General features: G+C 72.0%; 12 protein-coding genes. 5 read left to right on the top strand and 7 right to left on the bottom strand.

Annotated elements, in window-relative coordinates:
• Window positions 1-29: 29 nt before the first annotated feature.
• The 4 genes from AC6JA9_RS39160 to AC6JA9_RS39145 all read left to right on the top strand — a co-directional run bounded on the left by AC6JA9_RS39160 (window position 30) and on the right by AC6JA9_RS39145 (window position 8,180).
• Complete coding sequence (locus AC6JA9_RS39160) at window positions 30-4,001, top strand: protein kinase domain-containing protein (protein ID WP_497958665.1); 3,972 nt, start codon at window positions 30-32, stop codon at window positions 3,999-4,001.
• Window positions 4,002-4,101: 100 nt separating this feature from the next.
• Window positions 4,102-5,811 (top strand): HEAT repeat domain-containing protein, encoded by a 1,710-nt coding sequence (locus AC6JA9_RS39155; RefSeq protein WP_223782865.1) that lies wholly within the window; start codon window positions 4,102-4,104, stop codon window positions 5,809-5,811.
• Between the two features lie 27 nt (window positions 5,812-5,838).
• Window positions 5,839-7,188: an HD-GYP domain-containing protein gene (locus AC6JA9_RS39150; protein WP_483578924.1), complete on the top strand. Its 1,350-nt coding sequence runs from the start codon at window positions 5,839-5,841 to the stop codon at window positions 7,186-7,188.
• A gap of 155 nt (window positions 7,189-7,343) precedes the next feature.
• On the top strand, window positions 7,344-8,180 hold the full coding sequence (locus AC6JA9_RS39145; RefSeq protein WP_141325697.1) for an Ig-like domain-containing protein: 837 nt from the start codon (window positions 7,344-7,346) through the stop codon (window positions 8,178-8,180).
• 63 nt (window positions 8,181-8,243) lie between these two features.
• Here AC6JA9_RS39145 and traB read toward each other — a convergent pair whose 3' ends face one another.
• The 4 genes from traB to AC6JA9_RS39125 all read right to left on the bottom strand — a co-directional run bounded on the left by traB (window position 8,244) and on the right by AC6JA9_RS39125 (window position 15,211).
• Window positions 8,244-9,866: an outer membrane exchange protein TraB gene (gene traB, locus AC6JA9_RS39140; protein ID WP_223749582.1), complete on the bottom strand. Its 1,623-nt coding sequence runs from the start codon at window positions 9,864-9,866 to the stop codon at window positions 8,244-8,246.
• On the bottom strand, window positions 9,863-12,046 hold the full coding sequence (gene traA, locus AC6JA9_RS39135; protein ID WP_497958664.1) for an outer membrane exchange protein TraA family protein: 2,184 nt from the start codon (window positions 12,044-12,046) through the stop codon (window positions 9,863-9,865). The genes traB and traA overlap by 4 nt, the downstream gene beginning before the upstream one ends.
• Window positions 12,047-12,268: 222 nt before the next feature.
• Window positions 12,269-13,339, bottom strand: coding sequence for a hypothetical protein (locus tag AC6JA9_RS39130; RefSeq protein WP_223749584.1), 1,071 nt, complete (start codon window positions 13,337-13,339; stop codon window positions 12,269-12,271).
• A 126-nt stretch (window positions 13,340-13,465) separates the two neighbouring features.
• Window positions 13,466-15,211: a GTPase gene (locus AC6JA9_RS39125; protein WP_497958663.1), complete on the bottom strand. Its 1,746-nt coding sequence runs from the start codon at window positions 15,209-15,211 to the stop codon at window positions 13,466-13,468.
• Between the two features lie 115 nt (window positions 15,212-15,326).
• Between AC6JA9_RS39125 and AC6JA9_RS39120 the strand changes: the two genes are divergently transcribed.
• Window positions 15,327-16,697: a thioredoxin family protein gene (locus AC6JA9_RS39120; protein WP_473569711.1), complete on the top strand. Its 1,371-nt coding sequence runs from the start codon at window positions 15,327-15,329 to the stop codon at window positions 16,695-16,697.
• 10 nt (window positions 16,698-16,707) lie between these two features.
• Here AC6JA9_RS39120 and AC6JA9_RS39115 read toward each other — a convergent pair whose 3' ends face one another.
• The 3 genes from AC6JA9_RS39115 to AC6JA9_RS39105 all read right to left on the bottom strand — a co-directional run bounded on the left by AC6JA9_RS39115 (window position 16,708) and on the right by AC6JA9_RS39105 (window position 19,919).
• A complete protein-coding gene (locus tag AC6JA9_RS39115; RefSeq protein ID WP_473569712.1) occupies window positions 16,708-17,886 on the bottom strand; it encodes a metallophosphoesterase in 1,179 nt (392 codons plus the stop codon).
• A gap of 34 nt (window positions 17,887-17,920) precedes the next feature.
• The gene (locus tag AC6JA9_RS39110) at window positions 17,921-19,045 is read right to left on the bottom strand and encodes a response regulator transcription factor (RefSeq protein ID WP_046716674.1); all 1,125 of its coding nucleotides are present in this window, start codon (window positions 19,043-19,045) and stop codon (window positions 17,921-17,923) included.
• 469 nt (window positions 19,046-19,514) lie between these two features.
• On the bottom strand, window positions 19,515-19,919 hold the full coding sequence (locus AC6JA9_RS39105; protein WP_223749588.1) for a hypothetical protein: 405 nt from the start codon (window positions 19,917-19,919) through the stop codon (window positions 19,515-19,517).
• Between the last annotated feature and the right edge of the window lie 4 nt (window positions 19,920-19,923).

Here is a 19,923-nt window from a genome sequence, read left to right as displayed (position 1 = left end):
CCGCGCGGGGTGGCTAGCGTGTCCTGGCGATGTCCACCTCGAGCAGCCCTGTCCCTCTCGTCTTCGGCCGGTACGCGGTGCTCAACCGGCTCGCGGTGGGCGGCATGGGCGAAATCTTCCTGGCGCGACAGGTGGGCGTCAGCGGCTTCGAGCGCCCCGTCATCTTGAAGAGCCTGCTGCCGGACCTGCTGGAGCAGGAGGGCTCGCTGGAGATGTTCCTCGACGAGGCGCGGGTGGCCGGGCGCCTCAACCATCCCAACGTCGTCCACGTGTTCGAGGTCGGCGAGTGGGAGGGCACCTTCTACATCGCCATGGAGTACATCGAGGGCGAGAACCTCGGACGGCTGGCCCGCGCGGCCTCGCGCTCCGGGGCGGCGCTGAGCCCGGGCGTCTGTGCGCGCATCATCCGCGACGCCGCGCTCGGGTTGGACCATGCGCACCAGGCCGTGGATGCCCAGGGCGTGTCACTGGACCTGGTCCACCGTGACATCAGTCCGCAGAACATCATGGTGCGACTGGACGGCGTGACGAAGGTGGTGGACTTCGGCGTGGCCAAGGCGAGCAATCGCTCCACGCGCACGCGCACCGGCATCCTCAAGGGCAAGCTGCGGTACATGTCACCCGAGCAGGTGCGCAACCATCCGCTCGACGGGCGCAGCGACCAGTACGCGCTGGGCGTCGTGCTGTGGGAGCTGGTGACGCACCGTCCGCTGGTGGAGACGGACAACGCTCCCGAGGCGATGCGGCGCATCGCGCTGACGCCCGCGCTCAAGCCGTCGATGCTCGTCGACGGTGTCTCCCCGCTGCTCGACAGCATCATCCTGCGCATGCTGGCCAAGCCGCGTGAGCAGCGCTTCGAGCGCTGCGGCGACGTGGCCCGGGCGCTCCAGCAGTACCTGGATGAGACGCCGCGCGGACCCGAGGACGACGTCGCCCAGACGGCCGAGCGGCTGGTGGGCGAGATGGTCCGCGCGCGGATGCGCGAGTCCAGCGTGGGCCTGGGAAGCCTGCTGCCGCGCGTCTCCGAGTCCAGCGTGACGTGCCCTCGATGTGGACAGTCCACGCGGGGCAGCAGTCGCTTCTGTCCGCACTGTGGCAGCGCCATGGCGGCCATCTCCGGGGGCGTGTCCGGCTCACCGGAGGCGAAGGCACCGCTCGCCACGGCCGAGCCGCCCGCTCCCGGGGGAGATGCCGCGGGCGCGACGCGGACGAGAAGCCTTCGTCCCGAAGGCGCGCGCTCGCAGGACGTCTCGGTGGTCTCCGACGGACAGCTCATCGACCTGGAGGCGCCGCCGACGGAGCTTCACGGCCCTGCCACGGTGACGACGGCCGCGTCCGTGCCGCTGGCGGAGGACGGCCCCGCGGCGACGGTGAGGATGCGGGGGCGCGAGGCCGGCTCCCTCAAGCGCAAGCTGGTCATCGTCACGGTGGCGCTGGAGGGCGCCGAGGCGCTGCGCAAGGCGCTGGGGCCCGAGGAGGGGATGGAGGCCGTGGGCCAGCTGATGGACCTGGCCGCGGCCATCGCCGAGCGACACGAGGCGGAGGTGGTGCAGCTCACCGAGTCGCGCTGGAGCCTGGCGTTCGGCCTGCCCGTGTCGCGTCGGGATGACCCGGCGCGCGCGGTCCGCTGCGTGCTGGAGCTGCTGCGCGCGGTGGAGGCCTCGGGCGTGTCTCCCGCGCCGACGCTGCGCGCGGGCCTGGAGTTCGACGCCGTGCTGGTGAGCGGAGGCGGTGGCCGCGCGCCGTGGCGCGTGACGGGCGTGGGACTGGAGCACTCCGCCGCGCTCGCGCAGGCGGCGGCCCCGGGAGAGGTGCTGGTGGGCTCCGCCGCGAAGGGCTTGCTGGAGGAGGGCGTCCGCTTCGGACCGGAGCGGAGCCTGGCCTCGGGGAGCGCCTGGCGCGTGGAGGGCCTGGGCGGCGTGATGCGTGGCACGCCCTTCGTGGGCCGTGAGGACGCGCTGGTCGCCGCGCGACGGGTGGTGGACGCGCTGAAGGCGGGGCAGGGGAGCGCCCGGCTCTTCTCGGGGGCGGCGGGCATGGGCAAGAGCCGGCTGCTCGAGGCCGTGGCGGAGCAGGCCGCACGCGAGCCGGGGCCGCGGGTGGTGAGGACCAGCGCGGAGGACCTGCGCGGCGCGGGGGCGATGGGGTTGATGCGCTCGGTGCTCACCGGCCTCGCGCGCATGCTGGGCCCCGTGCCCGAGGGGGCGCCGCTCCAGCCGCTCGCCCTGTTGGGCCTGTCCTCGCAGGAGGTCGCCGCGCTCTGGCGACGGTTGTCCCAGGGCGGACCCTCGGGCCAGCTCCAGGCCGCCGATGCCGCGCTGACGGAGACGCTGCTGCGTGCGGCACGTGTCGGCGGGCTGTTGCTGCTCGTGGATGACGTGCACCACGCGGACGTGGCCTCGCTGGAGCTGTTGGTGGCGCTGGTGAGCGCGCCCGGCTCCCGCGTCGCCTTGATGGCCACGACGGCGCCGGAGGCGTTGCCCGTCGCCATCACGTCGCTTCCCCTCTCGGTGCTGGGAGGCATGCCCAGGCCGGAGCTGCGGACCCTGCTCGCCTCGGCCTTCGGCGCGCCGCCGAGCGCCGAGGTGGAGACGCTCGTCTTCGAGCGTTCGAGTGGCAACCCCTCCTTCGCGCTGGAACTGCTGCGGGCCCTCGTCGAGCGCGGCGCCGTGCAGCGGCTGGGCGGCGCCCTGCAGGCCACCCAGCCGCTGGGCGAGGCGGTGTTGCCCGACAGCCTCGGCCTCGCGCTGGGCGCGCGTCTGGACCTGCTGCCGCCGCCGCTGCAACGCTTCCTGTCCCGCGCGGCCGTCGAGGGGGCCGTCTTCTCCGCCGCGCTCGTGCGCGCCTCGCTGTCGGACGAAGTCGTGGAAGCGGACGTGCCCGAGCTGCTGGTGGTGGATGGGTGGCTCACGGAGGTGAAGGAGCGGCCCGGCTGTCTGCGCTTCACGCAGGAGCTGGCCCGCCAGGCCTTGCTGGAGCGGCTGCCCGTGAGCGCGCTGCGCCGCGCGCACCAGGCGCTGGCGGAGGCGCTGGGCAAGGACGCCTTCGCCGCCGAGCCCGCGCGCGAGGTCCGCGTGGCCGACCACCTGCTCGTCGCGGGCGCACCCGGAGCCTCCGCGGCCTGTGAGCGCGCGGGGGAGCGGCTCTCCGCGCGAGGGGAGTGGCGGGCGGCCTTCGACTACTTCCGACGCGCCATGGGCGACTCCCCTGGCGCCACGCCCGCGGCGCGGCTCTGGCAGTGGGGCATGCTGACGCGCGCGTGCACCTGTCTGACGCAGGTGGACCCCGCCTCCGTGGCGTCCATCGCGGAGCCGTGGCTGGGGAGGCTGCCCGACACCGAGGCGCCCGCCGCCCGCGCGGAGCTGGTGCGCCGCATCGCCGCCGCGGAGCTGAAGCTGGGGCAGGTGGCCGCCGCGGAGGCCCGACTGCTGGCGATTCGCGAGGCCGCCGCCACCGAGTTGGAGGTGGAGGCGTGGGTCCTGGGCGAGCACTCCCGGGCCCGCGAGGCGCGGGGGGACATCACGGGCGCGGTGGAGCTCGTCACCCGGGCCTTCCAGCGGATGGGCGGCAAGCCCGCCCGGGCGCCGGACTTCTACTGGGAGCACCTCAACCTGCTGGGTCGCCTGCAGCTGCGCCTCCAGCAGGCGGAGAAGGCCCGTGTCAGCTTCACCCACGCCGCCGAGCAGGCGCGCGCCACGGGCAGCCTCGTGGGTCAGGCGCGTGCGCTCTCCAACCTCGCGGGTCTGCGGGTCCTCGCCGGAGAACATGCGGCGGCCCTCACGGAACTGGAGCGCGCCCTCTCCCTCGCGGAGCAGGCGGGGGATTCACAGGAGGCGGCCCGAATCCACTACAACGCGGGCCGGTTGCTGGGCGCGGGCGGCCAGCTCGCCGAGGCGCGGGAGCGATTGGAGCGCGCGCGGGAGCGCTCCCGAATCGCGGGCTGGCGCGAGGGGGAGGCCCTGGCCACGCAGGCCCTGGGCGCTCTCGCTCCCCGACCCTGAACGGTCCACCCCACAATCCCTGGCAGGTTTCTGGCTTTGGTGCGGTTCATTGAATTCAATGAATTGCTAGACCATGCCCATGCCCGCCTCTCGAAGTCCGATGGCCGTCCCGACGCCCGGTGGCGCGCCCGTGCTCACCGCGGAGGAAGCCGCGACGGAGGTGGGGCACGCGCTGAACAAGGTGCTGGGCGCGTACCGCTTCTATGCGGAGGGCCACGCCGCGCTGGCGGAGGTCCAGCAGCGGCTGGTCGAGTGTGTGAGCCGCTACCACGCGGTGACGGGGGAGGCGGTGGTGCTGCACATCCGCTCCTCGGCGTTGCTGTTGGGGGACGTGGTGCTGGTGGAGTCGGCGTCGGCGAAGGACTCCGTGACGCGGCCGCTCTTCCTGGAGGGCGTGCAGGAGGTGCTGTGGCAGCCGGGTGTGGAGGCGGAGGAGCTGGGGGCGTTCCTGGCCATGTGGCACCGCGCGCTGCAGCGCACGCTGCCGCCGGAGTACGACTTCTACACGTGGTTCTGGGAGCGGGGGTTCGAGGACATCGAGCTCGTCGTCGCGGAGGTGCCCGCCTCGGCCGAGACGGGCGAGTCGGCGCAGACGGAGGCGCAGCTCGCCGAGCGTGAGGAGCAGCTGTTCGCGGACCTCACGCGGCGCCAGTCCTCGGGTTCGGGCCGGCGTCGCCCGGTGGGGCACGACGAGTGGCTCGCGCGCCTGGAGGCGGAGGTGCTGGCCCCCGTCAGCGCGCAGGACCTGGTGCGCTCGGGGGCGCCGGCGTTCGAGGGCGCCAGCGACGCGGAGGTGGCGGAGCTGCGCGCCCTGCTGGAGCGCGAGCGCGGCGGCGTGGGCGTGCATGAGCGGAGCGTGTGGATGGTGTGGGGCCTGCTCGCGGTGTGCCGCGAGGAGGAGCGCGCGGCGCTGCTGGGCTGGATGGAGGAGCTCCTGTCGGGGTTCGTCTCCCATGGCCGGTGGGCGGAGCTGTCGCAGGTGGTGCAGGGCATGACACGGGATGCGCGCGCATCCGGGGCCCGCGCGCCGGACCTGTACGCCGTCACGCGGCTGTTCTTCCTGGAGGCGCCTCGCTTCGCGCTCGCCCAGGCCACGGCCCAGCCAGGGGTGCTGCTGCGCGTGCTGGAGCTGTTGAGCGCGCTGCCTCGCGACGCGCTCCAGGGCGCCACGGACCTCTTGTTCGAGCTGCCGTCTCCGGAGGCGCGCGGCGCGCTGGCGAAGCTGCTCGTGCGCCGGGGTGTGTCGCTGGGCGTGCTGGTGACGCGCGCCGCGTCGCTGGGGGAGCGGGACCTGGACTGGCTGCAGTTCCTGCGCGAGGCGGGCCCCGAGGCCCAGCCGCTGACGGCGGCCTTGCTCTCGCACCCCAGGCCCCGGGTGCGCGCGGCGCTGCTGTCGCGGCTCAATCCCCGGGATATCGAGCCGCAGCGCTCGGCGCTCCTGCGGCTGCTGGCGGACCCGGAGGCGGAGGTTCGCGGCGCGGCGCTCGTGTTGCTGGTGCGGCACGGGGTGGAGGCGGCGGTGGGGCCGCTGGTGTCGCGCCTGGAGGTGAAGCTGGAGGCGCGTGAGCGGATGGCGGTGCTGCGCGCGCTCGCGGACCTGGGCGGGCCCCTGGCGGGCGCGGCGCTGCGCACGGCCTTCGAGCGGGAGCAGGACGTGGAGCTCAAGGCCCACTGCGCGCGGTGCATCGGCGTGCTCGGAGACCCCAGGGCCCGGCCGCTCCTGGAGGCCGTGGCGAGCAAGCTCTTCGCGCCGCGCGTCCTCAAGCAGGCCTGTCGTGAGGCGCTGGCGCAGCTGGCTCCGGTGGGCTGAGGCGCCTGGGGCGCCAGGTGGGGAACCATGGAGACGGAGTCGAATCGGGACGACGCGGCGCGGGTGGGCCCCAGGTTGATGGGGTTGGTGGTGCGCTGCCTGAACACGGTGTCCCTGCACGACGTGGACAACGCGGGTGTGAAGGAGGGGCTCGAGGAGCTGGGCGCGCTGCTGGACGCGGAGCTGCGAGGGCAGAAGTCGGTGGAGCTGCAGTGCGTGGGCGGCATCCCCTTCCTCAACGGCGCGCGGATGAAGCTGGGCGAGGAGCACCTCGAGATGGCCGTCTCGCTGCGGCGCTACCTGGAGCACCTTCAAGTCCAGGAGATCTCCTTCGGCGCGGGGCTGCGCCGTGAGCACCTGCGAGCCTTCCTGCTCGCGTTCCAGAAGCACCGGCGCGCCCAGAAGCCCCAGGCCATCCTCAACGAGAAGCTGGGCCCCATCCGCCTGCGGGAGGTGCTGTCCTCCCACAACGTGCTCACGCCGCGCGAGGTGATGCTGCGCTACTACGCGCGGCTGGTCGTCCTCCTCAAGCACGTCATCACCAGCCAGTCGCCGGTGCGCGTGGAGCGCTTCCGGCGCGTGCTGTTGCGGCTGGCCGAGGCCTCGGTGGGCCACGAGGCGCTCCTGGTGGGCCTGACGCGCTTCCGGCGCACGGACGTGGACGGGGGTCAGCACGGCGCGGCGGTGGCGGTGCTCTCGCTGTTGATGGCGCGGCGGATGGGGATGTCGCGCGCGCAGCAGCTCGACCTGGCCCTGAGCGGCCTGTTCCATGACCTGGGGCGGGGTGCGTCGACACTGCCTCCCGAGCAGGAGTTCGACCGGGCCTCGCACGAGCTGCTGGCGCGGCGCGGGCCGCTGAAGACGGCGCTGCGGTTGTTGCAGCGCCCGCTGGACACGGGCCGGCTGGAGCGCGTGGTGGCCGCGCACGACTGCCTCCAGCCGGCGTGGAGCGGCCCGGTGCAGCGCCCGGTGGGACTGGCGGGGCGGCTGTTGGCGGTGCCGTGTGCCTTCGACCTGCTGACCTTCCCGGCGCCTCCGCATCCAGGGCTGGCGCCGGACACCGCCCTGCGGCTCATCACCCACCGGGCCGGGACGCGGTTCGATGCGCGCGTGGTGCGCCTGTTCACCTCGGTGGCGGGCTTCTATCCGGTGGGGACGCTGGTGCGCCTCTCGGGCGGGCAGCTCGGCGTGGTGATGGATGTCCCCTCGGACGCGGCCCAGGCGGCCAGGCCCCGCGTGCGGGTCATCCAGGGCGCGGGCCGCACGAAGGCGGACTACGTGGTCGACCTCGCGGAGCCCGGCCAGCGGCTGAACATCGTCGCGTCCCTGGACTCCACCGAGAGTGACTTCAACGTCCCGCACTTCCTCTTCGCCTGAGGGCCGCGGAGCCGCTGGGGGCGGGAGGATACCGCCTGTCTGGACGGACGCTCCCTCGCGACGGGGGCCGGAAGCTGTTCGTGGGTATCACCGGGGCCGGCGAGCGTGGTTAAGATGGCGCTGCTCCCGCCCTCGCTACCGTTGTCGACGCCGCCGTGAAGACGCCGCGCATTCCTTTTCGTTCCGTCCTCCTCGTTGTGCTCCTCGGGCTCCTGAGTGCTTGCGGTCCGACGCCCGGGTCCCTGACCTTCCAGCCGCTGGAGTCCCAGTTCCTGCGCACGCCCGGGCAGAGCGTGAAGCTGGACTACGTCGTCCTCGACACGGAGGGCGAACGCATGCGCGAGCCGAAGCTGCGCTGGACCAGCTCCGCGACGGACGTGGCCCTGGTCCAGGACGGCGTGATGACGGTGCGCAAGTCCGGCAAGACGGTCATCGGCGTGACGGGCGGCAAGGTGCGCGAGGCCCTCAACCTGGACCTGGTCATCCTCAACTCGCTCGACGTGCGCGCCCCGGGCGCGGACTTCCTGGAGGTGGGGCGCACCATCAAGCTGCGCGTGGTGGCTCGCAACGAGCAGGGCGCGTCGCTCCAGAACGTCACGCCGGAGTTCCGCTCGTCCGACGAGTCGGTGGCGAGGGTGGAGGACGGGCAGGTCGTCGCGGTGAAGCCCGGCTCGGCCACGGTGAGCGCGAGCCTGGGACATCTGGCGCGGCACATCGCGGTGCAGGTGGTGCCGGCGGACTTCGCGAGGCTCGGGCTGAACCTGACGCATCACCAGTTCCAGCGGCGCGGGCAGTCGGTGTTGCTGCTCGCGCGGGCCTTCAACCGCAACGGCGTGGTGCTCGACAGCGTGCCGCTGGAGTGGTTCACCTCGGATGCGTCCGTGGTGTCGGTGTCCAAGGATGGCCGCGTGACGGCCGTGGGCCCTGGGCGCGCCGTCGTCTCGGTGGTCGCCGGTCGTCGCCGCTCCGCCGCGGAGTTCGTCGTCCCCTGAGACTGTCGCGGGCGGGCACGGGGAGCGGACTCCCACGTGCCCGCGAGCGGCGACGGCTCGGGCCTACCGCTTCGGCGCGGGAGGCTTGGGGCCCGGCTGCTTCTGCCGGGGGCGCTTGCCCTTCTTGTCCAGGTCATCCGGGCAGGGCGGACGGGGGCCGTCGCTCGGCGGCTGGATGGTGAACTCGACGCGGCGGTTGAGCGCCATGCCCTCCTCGGTCGCGTTGTCGGACAGCGGGCGGCTGCGCCCGAAGCCCTGCGAGCACACGCGCTCGGCCGCCACGCCCGTCTCCACGAGGAAGCGCATCACGCTGGCCGCGCGACGACGTGACAGGTCCAGGTTGTACGCGTCGCTCGCGCGAGCATCCGTGTGGCCTTCCACCAGCACGCGGTCCATCTCCGGGTTCTCGTTCATCACCCGGGCGACCTCCTCGAGGATGGGGAACGACTCCGAGAGGATGACGTCCTGGTCGGTGGCGAAGTTCACCTGCTCCAGGATGACAATCTTGTTCTTCTCCCGGCGGGCCAGGGGGCACCCGTGGCGGCCGCGGCCACCCGCGGGCTCGTCCGGGCACCGGTCGAGTCGGTCCACCACGCCGTCGCTGTCGCGGTCCGTGTCCGGGCAGCCGGCGTTCTCCACCGGGCCGGGCACGTCCGGGCACTTGTCTCCCGCCCCAATCACGGAGTCCCCATCCGGGTCGACCGGGGGCGGGGGCGGGGGGGGCGGCTCGGGCGGCTCCTTGAAGCGCTCCAGCGCCTCCCACTCGCGCGTCTTCGCCGGAATCCAGATGATGGACGTGAAGAAGCTCAGCGTGGGCGAGGCCAGCGAGCACCCGCAGCCCGCGCCACCGCCGAAGGTGAACGTCACGCCGGTGGAGCTGTACCAGCGCAGGCCGATGAGCAGCTCCGCGGGAATCTGCCGCTCCGCGCCGGGGGCCTTCTTCAGGGCCACCGCGCCGTTCACGGCGCCGAGCGCGGTGATTCCGCTGCCGCGCAGGATGGGGACCTCGGCGCCCAGGCCGAAGGGCGCCATGTCCCCGAGCGCCACGCCGTCGAAGACGCGGTCTGGCCGCTTCCAGAAGCCGCCGTTGAGCGCCAGGAGGATGCCGTTGCCGAAGCGGTAGTCGAGCACGAGGCCCGGTGCCCACGTCAGCTCGCCATCCCCCGCGAACGCGTCCTGCGCGCCCGTGGGGAAGCTCACGTTGAGCGTCATCGCGGCGCCCCAGCCCTTGCCCTCGGCGGGGCGGCGCATGCCGGGGATGGCCACCTTGCCGGTGAGGCGCAGGTCGCCGAGCACGAAGCTCTCCACGCTGCCCTCGGTGCCGATGACCTCCAGGTTCTGTCCGCCCTGCGCGAGGATGAGCGGCAGGTCCACGCCGAACTCGCCCCAGTCGAACAGGCCCACCATGGCCATGACGTCCAGTTGGAGGCGGTTGCCGACGAGGCTGATCTTCTCGAGGTCTCCGCCCTCGGGGACGAGGGTGAGGGGGTTGAGCGAGTAGCTGAAGTAGGGCCCCGCGGCCACGGACAGGTGCGACAGCGGACGGGACTGGGTGACGACGACCAGGTCCTGGGGCGCGGCGGACGGGCGGAACAGTTGGACGTCGAAGCGGGCGTCCGGCTGGGCGGAGGCGATGCTGGCCCCTCCCAGCGCCAGGAGGAGGAGGGGCAGATGGAAGGGTTTCATCGGACGCGGCGGTGGGAGCGCAGGAGCAGCAGGCCCGCGGCGAGCAGGAAGAGGATGGTGGCGCTGCCGGCCGGGGTGGCGTCCTCGGTGGTGCCGCAGCAGAAGGCGCCGCCCTGAGGGTCGGTGCCGGGCTTGCGACGGCCTCGCTCGCACTGCTGGGTCTTGGCGGAGCAGTGCTGGACGCCGAGGCAGTCGTTGCTGTCTTCGCAGGACTCGGAGCAGGTCTTGTTCGCGGTGTCGCACGTCCCGCCGCAGGGACAGTGGGCGTCGGCGAAGCACTCCACGCAGGCGGCGCCGTCGCAGACGAGGCCCGCGTCGCACGTCACCGCGCAGGCGCCGGCGTTCTCGCAGGTGCGGGTGGTGGGGTTGCACTGGCCGCTGCCGCAGTCGTCGTTGTTGCGGCAGCCCACGCAGGCGCTGTTCTGGACCGAGCCGTCGGAGAGGCAGAAGGGCGCGTCCACGTCGCAGGCCTCGCAGCGCGAGCCGCAGTGTCTGTCGGTCGTGCAGGAGCTGCATTCACCGCTGAGGCAGAACTGGCCGTCGCCGCACTCGAGGTCGGTGCGGCACTGGACGCAGACCTGGCCGTCGAGACAGAAGGGGCGCTCGCCGGGGCACTTGGCGCAGGCGGGACCGCAGGCCTCGGCGGTGTTGCACTCGGGGATGGCGGCGACGCAGGTGCCGTTGAGCGGGTCGCACTTCTGGCCCTCGGCGCACTGGTCGTCGGTGGTGCACTCCACGCACGAGGGCGAGGCGCCGGGCGTCAGGGCCGCGCACTGGGTGCCGTTGGGGCAGCAGTTGCAGGAGTTGCCGGCGCAGGCGTCGTTGGTGGCGCAGGGGCCGCACTGGTGATTGCCGCAGACCTCTCCGCGAGGGCACTGCGAGTCATTGTTGCACTCGCGGCACTCGTGGATGTCGGTCGCGCAGACCTGACCGTTGGGGCAGTGGGCGTCCTCGGTGCAGGGCACGCAGGTGGCGGTGGGCTCGTCGCAGACGGTGCTCCCCGGGCAGTCGCTGTCATCGTTGCAGCCGGAGCACTGGTTGGTCGCGAGGTCACAGCGGCCGGTGTTCGGGCAGTCCTCGTCGCCGTTGCATCCGCGGCACGTGTTGTCGGTCAGGTCACAGCGGCCGTTCGGGCACTGTGAGTCCTCCGTGCAAGCCACGCACTGGGTGACGCCGTTGAGGTTGGCGCAGTAGGGGGAGGAGGGGCCACAGCGGGTGCAGGACGCGCCGCAGAAGAGGGCGGAGTCGCAGGGTGCGCAGAGCGCAGCGCTGTTGCAGTAGTAGGAGGTGCCGCAGGTGCTGTTGCCCTGGGAGTTCGCGTCAGCGCGGTTGCACTGCTCACAGCGATTGGGGGAGCCGGCGTAAGCGGGGAGGCCGTTCTCCGTCTGGAAGAACTGCGTTGGTTGGAGCAGTTGGAAGCCGCTGTTCTCCAAGCTGACGATCGGTGGTTGATTCGCGGCCCGCTCGAAGTCGGTGAAAGCTCCCTGACGCATCGACAACTCAAGCGCGGCGTGCTCACTGACCTGGGCGTAAACGATTTCCACGGCATAGAGTCCCGGCACCGTGAAGGTGACGGAGTTCGTGGTTCGCCAGGTTGGGAGACCGAGCTGCGGGGGGCGATTGATGACCGTATAGGATTGCGCCCGGTCGTAGATGACGAAGCTGACGGCATCATCCGCGTAAAAGCCAAGGTGCAGTGGCTGCCCGACGGAGTCCTCGCGGATGTTCAGGTAGCCGCGAAACCGCGAGACGAACGGCGTGAAGGCATCGCCATCATTGATGACATTGAAACTGCATCCGCCCGTGGAGCATCCTGCGGAGGGGACCGCGCTCACGAAGTCGCCAAAGCTCAGCGTGCGACCGTCGTTGAGGTTGTTCGACAGGTCGAAAGCAGTCCGCAGTACGGTCGAGACGCGGTTCTGCCTGCTCGCCGGCTCCTCGAAGAACCCGTTGATGACGTCGATGTATGTGCCCCGACTCTGGGGGAACTCATTGACGGCCCTCGTCCACACATTGGACGCGACACACAGGCCCTGTCCGTTCTCGTTCAGTGCGGGGACGATGGGCGGCCCGGAGACGACGACGTCAGGTAGCTTCTGGCCCCAGGCAGGGGAAGCCAGGAGGCACACCGATAGGACGGCGAGCGCGAGCCGCTCGATACTGAACAAGGGGGATTTCAAGGCGGGGCCAGCATGCTGGAACCCTCTGACAAACTCAAATCCCCGGACACACGGGCCATCAAGCGAAGATGTGACGTGGCAGGTCAGGTGTTCCCAAGATGACCTGAGCCTCAACTCCGGCGCGGATGTGTCAGATAACCGGAAGAGTTGGAAAGTCCCGCCTCCTCGCGTGTACGCACGAATCCTACGCGGCGCGGACCTCCCCGCTCCGTCCCGGAGACGTCACGCCCGACGGCAGGCCACATCCCCATCCTGCGAGCGGATGAACGCGGCGGTCAGCTCGGTGCCCACGGCCGCGCCCAGGACCTCATAGGTGCGTCGCCGCGCGCCCCCGACGACGGAGGGCTCATGTGCGAGCGACTCCGGGTGTCGCACGAAGATGTTGTACCCCACGATGCAACCATCGGCGCGCAGCACCGTGATTCCATCCGTGGCCATCATCCCGCGCAGCAACTGCCCCGTGGCACGCACCGCCGTCGCCGCCGAGAACGTGGCGTCCACGTGGTAGCGGTCCAGCAACGCCACCACGTCCAGCGGCCGAGGCAGGATGATGCCATCCACGAACAGCGTGGAGCCCGCGCGCTCGCGAGGCAGCACCGCCACCAGCGTCCCATGGGACGTCTGCATCACCTCGAACAACACCCGTCGGAAGAACCCCCGCGCTCGCTCGCGACTGGCGCTCGCCACGCCCTGGGTGATGGCGTCCGCCAACTCGTCGAGAATCACCGGCGGCGACGCCGACTCCACACGCGCACCGGACAGGTACACGTGCCGGCACAGTCCACCGCCGGCGCGCAGCTCCAGCATGTTGTCCGCCAGCTGGAGCACGCCGACGACCCCCGCCTGCGCCTCTTCGACGCGGCGCAGCCGCTCCAGCGGTGACTCCGCGAGCGGGAACGGGTCCGTGCGGAACACGCCGTACGCGAACCCCTCCGGCACCCGCAGCAGGTACAGCGCCCACCACCGTCCCTGTCCCAACTGCGCGCACTGCTTCAGCGCCCGCTGGATGGTGGCGCGCGTGCGCGGCCCGATGCCGATGGCGAGGGGGTCATGCCCGCCCAGGAGCGTGAGCATCCGCGCCAGGTCATCCCCCACGAAGGCCATGGGGAACAGCGGGGCGCCCTCCTCGCGGTAGCGCGAGAGCGTGACGATGAGCTCGCCGATGGAGTCCGCCGTCTGCGCGCACGTCATCCCGGCTTCGTCCAGGAACGTGCCGACGGCGTCGGTCAGCAGGTGGCGGAAGGAGAGGACCGGAGGTGGGGAGCCCGGTGCGTCGGGGTCCGAGCCATTCATGACGCGCGCAGCATGACGCATTGTCGCCGCACACGCACGGGCGGAATATCGCCCGTCCTGTCCGTCCGTCCCGCCCCTTCCTCAGCGTCTCGGTTTCTCCCAGGCGAAGAGGACGACGGCTCGGTCTCACGCCAGCTCGGTCCGGGTCGCCTCCAGGCGCGTCGCGGTGTGGTGCCACGCCTCCGCCAGCCCGTCGAGGTGCCCGAGCACGCCCGAGAAGAACCGCGCCTCCAGCGCCCGGGCCAGCGTGGCGCCGTGCGCGTCCGCCCACTTGCGGGTGACGCGGGCACGCACCTGCGCGCCCAGGAGGTCCACGAAGCGCTCCATCAGCGGCGTGGACAGGAGCGTCCCCGCCCACACCACCGCGTCATGCCCGAAGCCCCCGGTGGCCACCGTCACCACCGCCGCCGCGCCCGATGGCACCGAGTACACCAGCGTCGTCATCGCCTGGAGCAGCTCCTCGCGCATGCCTCCCTGCAGCTCGGCCGCCACCAGGTCGCGGCAGTACGCGTACAGCGTGGCGCGGTCCGCCGCGTGGGCATGCAAGGCCTCGAAGCCCAGCGGCTCCTCCAGCTTCGCCAGCGTCACCGGCCCGAAGGCCTCCGCCAGCAGCGCGCGCGTCGCCGGGTCCCCGCGCCACGCGGCGACCTCCGGCGCGAAGGCATCCACCAGCCGCCGCACTCCATCCGTCAACGTCGCGTCCACCGTGCGCGTCGGCGTCTCGGCCCCCTCGGGCTCCGGCCCCGTGAAGGACTGCCGCACCTTGCGGCTCACGTACGTCAGCGCCGTGGCCAGCCCCCGGAACGGCAGCCGCACCCACTTGTGGAACTGACTGCGCGCATCCAGCTCGTCGCGGAACGCATCGATGAGCACGTCCGCGGGCACCGCCTTCAGGGCCGCCGCGGCGCCCACGCCCTCGAGCTCGTGACGCAGCCGTTGCCGCAGCCGCTCCGGCTCGCTCGCCGCGCGCCCCGCCGCGAGCGCCACCGCCCCCATCTCCGCGCGCGCATCGGCGAGCGAGGCCTCCAGCGCCCGGGCCTTCAACTCCCGCGCGTGCTCGGCCTCTCCCAACAGGGAGCCCAGCGCGGGCTTCCCATCCAGCGGCACCGTCGCCAGGGGCCGCAGGCCCGCCTCCACCTCCGGCTGGTGCGGCGCCAGGTAGCGCGCGAGCGGCGGATGGCCGACATCCGAGGCCAGCTTGTCCAGGTGCCCGCGCGCCACCTCCTCGCGAGAGGCCTCGTTGTAGACGAGCAGGTACGGCCGCCCATGGCCGACCGCCGCGCGCAGGAAGTCCACCAGCGCGGCGTTCTGGTACGTCTGCCGGCTCACCACGAACACGAGCACGTCCACCGTGACGAGCAGCGCCTCGGCGCGCTCGCGGTTCTCCCGGTACACGCTGTCGAAGTCCGGCGTGTCCATGACGAGCAGCCCGCGCGGCACATCCTCGGCCAGCACCAGGTACAGCCGCCCGGAGGGCCCCGGCTGGTCCACCGGCGCCGACTCGCCCGACGCGACCGGCACCGTGTCGTAGCGGCGGGTGAGGAAGTCCTTCAGCGCGCCCGTCCAGGTCTCCGGGTGGGCCGCCGCCAGACACTGCTTCGTCAGGCCTCCCTCGGGCCTCGCGGGCGACAGCGACGCGCCCACCAGCGCGTTGAACAGCGTGGACTTGCCGACATTGTTGGGGCCGGCGATGGCCACCAGCAGCAGGGGCGCGTCCGCCGAGCCGAGGCGGGGCAGCAAATCCCGCCGCAGCCGCTCCGCCAGCCGGCGGGCCAGGTCCGCGTCGGAGGGGTCCGGGAACCGCTCGGCGGCAGGGAGGGCGTCCAGGGCGGACGCGAGCGCGTCACGCAGGGGGTAGGGGTCTCGCGTCATCGGAGGTCCGCGCACACCAGAGCATGCGAACGGGCAGGTGCCCAGATGCTTGCGCGGTGGATGTCAGTTTCGGAGCAGGCGCGAGCGGCGCCATCCCGGGTGTAGGGTTCGCGCCATGCGCACCCTTGTCGCCAGCCTGCTGCTCTGGGGGCTCGTCGGCTGCACCGCCGCGAACACGAACACGCCCGTGTCCACGGAAGCGGCGCACGCCGGAGCTCCCCTGCCGTTCATCGAGGATGACTACGCCCGAGCCCTCGCGGAAGCGAAGGCGAAGGGGGTTCCCCTCTTCGTCGACGTCTGGGCGCCGTGGTGCCACACCTGTCGCTCCATGAAGGCGTACGTCCTGTCGGACAAGTCGCTGGCGCGCCACGCCGACCGCTTCGTCTGGCTGGAGGTGAACACCGACCTGACCCAGAACGCGGCGTTCCAGGAGAAGTTCCCCATCGAGTTCTGGCCCACGCTGTACGTCATCGACCCGCGCGCGGAGAAGCCGCTCCTGCGCTTCGCGGGCAGCGCCACCGTGTCGCAGCTGGAGAAGCTCTTCGAGGACGGCGAGCGCGCCTACAAGGGCGGCGTCACCGGCGCGGAGGCGCTGCTGGCGCGCGGTGACGCGCTCCATGCCGAGGGCCGCTCCGCCGAAGCGATAGAGACCCTGACGGAGGCCCTGGCCGAGGCGCCCGCCGACTGGTCCCGCCGGGGGCGCGCCCTGGAGTCGCTCATGACGGCCATGTACGGCGCGATGCAGGTGGAGCCGTGCGCGAAGAAGGCGCTCGAGCTGCTTCCGGGCACGCCCCGCTCGCTGTCGTGGGCCAACGCCGCGATGTTCGGCCTGATGTGCGCGGTGTCCATGCCCGAGGACGCGGCCGGGGTGAAGGAGCTGCGAAGCGCGCTGGAGGCCAAGGTGGTGGACGCCATGGGGGCTCCCGTCATCGAGATGTCCGGTGATGACCGCTCGGGGCTGTACGAGGCGCGCCTCATGGCGCGCGAGGTGGCCAAGGACGAGGCCGGCAAGAAGGTCCTCGCCGAGGAGTGGCTGGCCTTCCTGGAGGCCGAGGCCGCCAAGGCCCCCAACCCCGAGGCCCGCGCCGTCTTCGACGCGCACCGCATGGGCGCGGCCATGAAGCTGGGCACGCCCGAGCGCGCCATCCCCGCGCTGGAGCAGAGCGAGAAGGACCTGCCCCAGGACTACAACCCGCCCGCGCGCCTGGCCACGCTGTACCGGACCGTGGGACGGCTGGACGACGCGCTCGCCGCGAGTGACCGCGCGCTGGCCCGGGTGCAGGGCTCGCGTCGGCTCAGCGTGATGTCCGGCCGGGTCGACATCCTCATCGCGCGCAAGGACAACGCCTCCGCGGTGAAGACGCTGGAGGAGGCCCTCGCCTTCGCCAAGACGCTGCCCGCCGTGCAGGCGTCGCCGCGCATGGTGAAGAACCTGGAGAAGAAGCTCGCCGGTCTCCAGGCCGAGGCCCAGCCCGCGCCCAAGTAGCCCGCGGGGCTCAGCGCGCCGTCGTCCGAGCGGCGGCGGCGCGCGTGTCCAGGTCGAACAGCTCGTAGGACTCGACGGGGCAGTGGCTCATGCCTCCGTCGACGAAGACCAGCGCCGCCTGGGTGTCTCGCGGTGGCGGCGGCGCGCCGTGGGCGCAGTCCACCCGGGTCCCGTCCGTCACCAGGTTTCGCACCACGCCGTCGCGCGGCGTCAGGTTCGTGACGCCCATCAGCTCCAGCACCCGCTTGTCGCGCGTGTGGCCCACCACCTGGGTGAGCCCCCTGGGCAGTCGCCTCGGGTCGAAGCGCCGGCGCGGAGTCTGTCGGGTGCGCTCGGCGTCGTCGGGCTTCAGGCTGGGGCGCTGGTAGAAGATGCCCGTGCCCTCGCCCCGCGCGGCGTCGCCCGGCTGGTGCAGGTGGGGCACCTCCAGCGGTCCGCCCTTCCACCGCGCCACCGCGTCATCCACCGCGCCGTTGAGCGCGCGCGCCACCGCGTCCGCGTCCGCGTGCTGCTCGGGGGCGAGCCCCACCAGGTCCAGGTCCTCCCGCGTCACGCCCGCGTGGAGCACGACGAGCCCGGGGCCCGCGGCGTGGGCGGTCCGGAAGCGCCGCGCGCGCAGGAGGAACTCCACCCACGTGCGCTGCGGCTCACGGAAGTTGCCGAAGTCGCGCGCCACCAGCTCCGCGGTGGGCACCTGGGGCCAGCGCTTCAAGAAGGCCTGCTCACCCGCCTCGTCCGTGTGGCCCTTCTGGTAGACGCAGTCCGCCTCCGCCTGCGCGGTGGCGAAGCTCGCCGCGTCGAAGCCCGCGAGCTCGCCCACGCGGCCCAGGTCATGATTGCCGAGCAGCAGGGTGACCTGGTCCGCCGGGTGCGCGGAGAGCCACGCCACCAGGGCCAGCGCGCTGTCCGCGGCGCGCTGACGCTCCTCGGGCGGACCCCAGTCGAAGTGGTCCCCCACGGAGACGAGCTGGACGTCGGGCAGGAGCCAGCCCTCCGCGCTCAACAGCCCGTGGTGGTCGAGGATGCCCAGCACCTTGTCGAAGTCCGCCTGCGGGTCCCCCATCACGAGGCGGCGACGCCGGGGGACGCCCTCGGGCGGGGCGGAGAAGGGGCCCGAGTCCAGCGCGTGTCGGGCGCGGGCGCGGGCGGCCTGGAGTCGGAGGGCTGCGGAGTCGTTCACTCCGCCCATTGTAGACGCGCGGGCCCCGCGGGCGCGCGCGTCATCAGGACGTCTGGAAGAAGCGCGCGATGAGGGCCGAGCGGCTCTCCACGTGGGCCTTGGCGAGCAGGTGCGTGACGTGGACCTCGACGGTGCGCTCGGCGCAGCCCAGCCGGCCGGCGATGGACTTGTTCGTCTCGCCCTGGACGATGTGCGTGAGCACCTCCGACTCGCGCGCGGTGAGCGACCAGCGCGCGGCCAGGGCCTGCACCCGCGCCGCGGCGCTCGAGGCCGTGCCCGTGTCGATGGCCAGGTAGTGCGGAGGCAGCCCGGGAGTACGCAGCGGCGTGAGCGTCAGCGGGCCCGAACAGGGCACCCCCTGCGCGCCCCGGCGCAGCTGCTCCATCAGCTCCGGCTCTCCTCGGTCCAACCACACGCGGCCCGCGCTGTTGGCGTGCACCACGCGGCCGCTGCGGCTGACCACCCAGGCGGCGCGCCCCAGGGCCTCCATCGCCACCTCCAGCGCGGTGGACATCAGCCCCGACTCGCGCAGCCGCGTCTCCATCGTCAACCGCCGCTGCAGCGCGGGCGTCAGCGCCTGGAGCACGCGCTGCTCGCGCTCGGTGAAGGGCTCCTCGCGCATCAATCCCATCCAGCCCAGCAGCGCGGGGCCCTCGCACACCAGCGTGCGCAAAAAGGCCATGCGCTCCATCCCGAGCTGGCGATACACCGCCCCGGAGCGCACGTTGACTCGGTCCCTCTGCGCCTCCAGCTCCGCCTCGCTCAATCCCAGACGCCGCCCCACCTCATACGCGGGCAGGTCATGCAAGGGCATCTGCCGCGCCTCGGACTCCTGGAGCGAGCGGAAGTGCAGCGCCCGGTTGCGCTGGGCGGGCGCGGGACGTGCGGGGTCGTACCAGCCCCAAAGACTCTCCCGGTCCGACAGGAAGGTCTCCAGCGCGTCGAAGACCGCCTCTGTCGGCTGCGGGAAACCCGAGCTGTGGGAGTAGCTGACATGGTAGCGGTCAGGTCCCACATCCACGCCGTAGGCCACCGCGCGCTCCGCCTTGAGCGTGTCGCGCAATGCCTCCAGGACCATGGGCAGGGACTCAGACCCCGGCTCCGCCTCGACGAGCAGGGCCTCCAGGTCCGCCAGGATACGCTGTTCCTCGGAATTCAAACGAATCAAGGTATCCTGAGTATACGATGCCAATGAGTGGCTCCCACTATCCCACCCGGACGTGGAAGTTGTGAGCTGTTGAGCATTGAGCTGCGACATGCCCTGGAGTCTGAGATGTCCGGGTGGAATCCGACATCAGGGGTTCCCCGGATGGTATTCCCATTGCGCTCGAAGAGACAATGAGGGGCAGGCCCACCGGGGGGGAGGGCCTTTCGCGGTAGGTTTCATGTGAGCGCGCGCCGGGGTCGAAAGTCGATGCCCGGCGCGTTGCCCTTGAACCCCGCACCTCCCCGCCGCGTAGCGCCCGACGCACCTCCTGGGATGCCTGCTTCGCGCCTGGAGCCTGTCCTGGCCTCCCAAGGCCGCGAAACATCATGTGTTCCAGGCTCGGCACGTCACTGGCTAATTGATTCATGGAAATGAATTCCTTCCGTGAAATTGCACGGTGTCTCGTCATGCTTTCACGTCGAACGAATGCTCATTCACCAGGGAGGGTGTCTGGAATGACGACCAGGAGCTCGGCGCGTGCGTTGGGAATGGCGGTGTTGTTGGCGGTGACGGGGTGCAGGACACCCGGGGCGATGGGCCATGGCGGGATGAGCGCGTCGGAGGGCTCGTCGGATGGCTCGGGCTCCGGCTCGGGCTCGGGGGACTCGTCGAACGGGTCCGGTGACTCGTCGAATGGTTCGGGCGACTCGTCGAACGGGTCTGGGGACTCGTCGAACGAGTCGGGGGACTCGAGCGAGCGGACCTCGCACAGCTCGGAGGAGGGCGGCTCCAGCGAGTCGCGCTCCAGCGACCGCAGCGAGACGGGGACGAGCGAATCGGAGAGCGGCGGGGAGGGGAAGGAGTCGCGCTCGGAGACGAGCAACAGTGACAACAAGGAT

It is taken from the genome of Myxococcus sp. MH1 (genome assembly GCF_059738865.1).
This window is presented reverse-complemented; position numbering and strand designations above follow the sequence as displayed.

Coding starts and splice junctions, on each gene's coding strand:
- AC6JA9_RS39160 (WP_497958665.1), top strand. CDS start 30: ATGTCCACCTCGAGCAGCCCTGTCCCTCTCGTCTTCGGCCGGTACGCG.
- AC6JA9_RS39155 (WP_223782865.1), top strand. CDS start 4,102: ATGGCCGTCCCGACGCCCGGTGGCGCGCCCGTGCTCACCGCGGAGGAA.
- AC6JA9_RS39150 (WP_483578924.1), top strand. CDS start 5,839: ATGGAGACGGAGTCGAATCGGGACGACGCGGCGCGGGTGGGCCCCAGG.
- traB (WP_223749582.1), bottom strand. CDS start 9,866: ATGAAACCCTTCCATCTGCCCCTCCTCCTCCTGGCGCTGGGAGGGGCC.
- AC6JA9_RS39130 (WP_223749584.1), bottom strand. CDS start 13,339: ATGAATGGCTCGGACCCCGACGCACCGGGCTCCCCACCTCCGGTCCTC.
- AC6JA9_RS39125 (WP_497958663.1), bottom strand. CDS start 15,211: ATGACGCGAGACCCCTACCCCCTGCGTGACGCGCTCGCGTCCGCCCTG.
- AC6JA9_RS39120 (WP_473569711.1), top strand. CDS start 15,327: ATGCGCACCCTTGTCGCCAGCCTGCTGCTCTGGGGGCTCGTCGGCTGC.
- AC6JA9_RS39115 (WP_473569712.1), bottom strand. CDS start 17,886: ATGGGCGGAGTGAACGACTCCGCAGCCCTCCGACTCCAGGCCGCCCGC.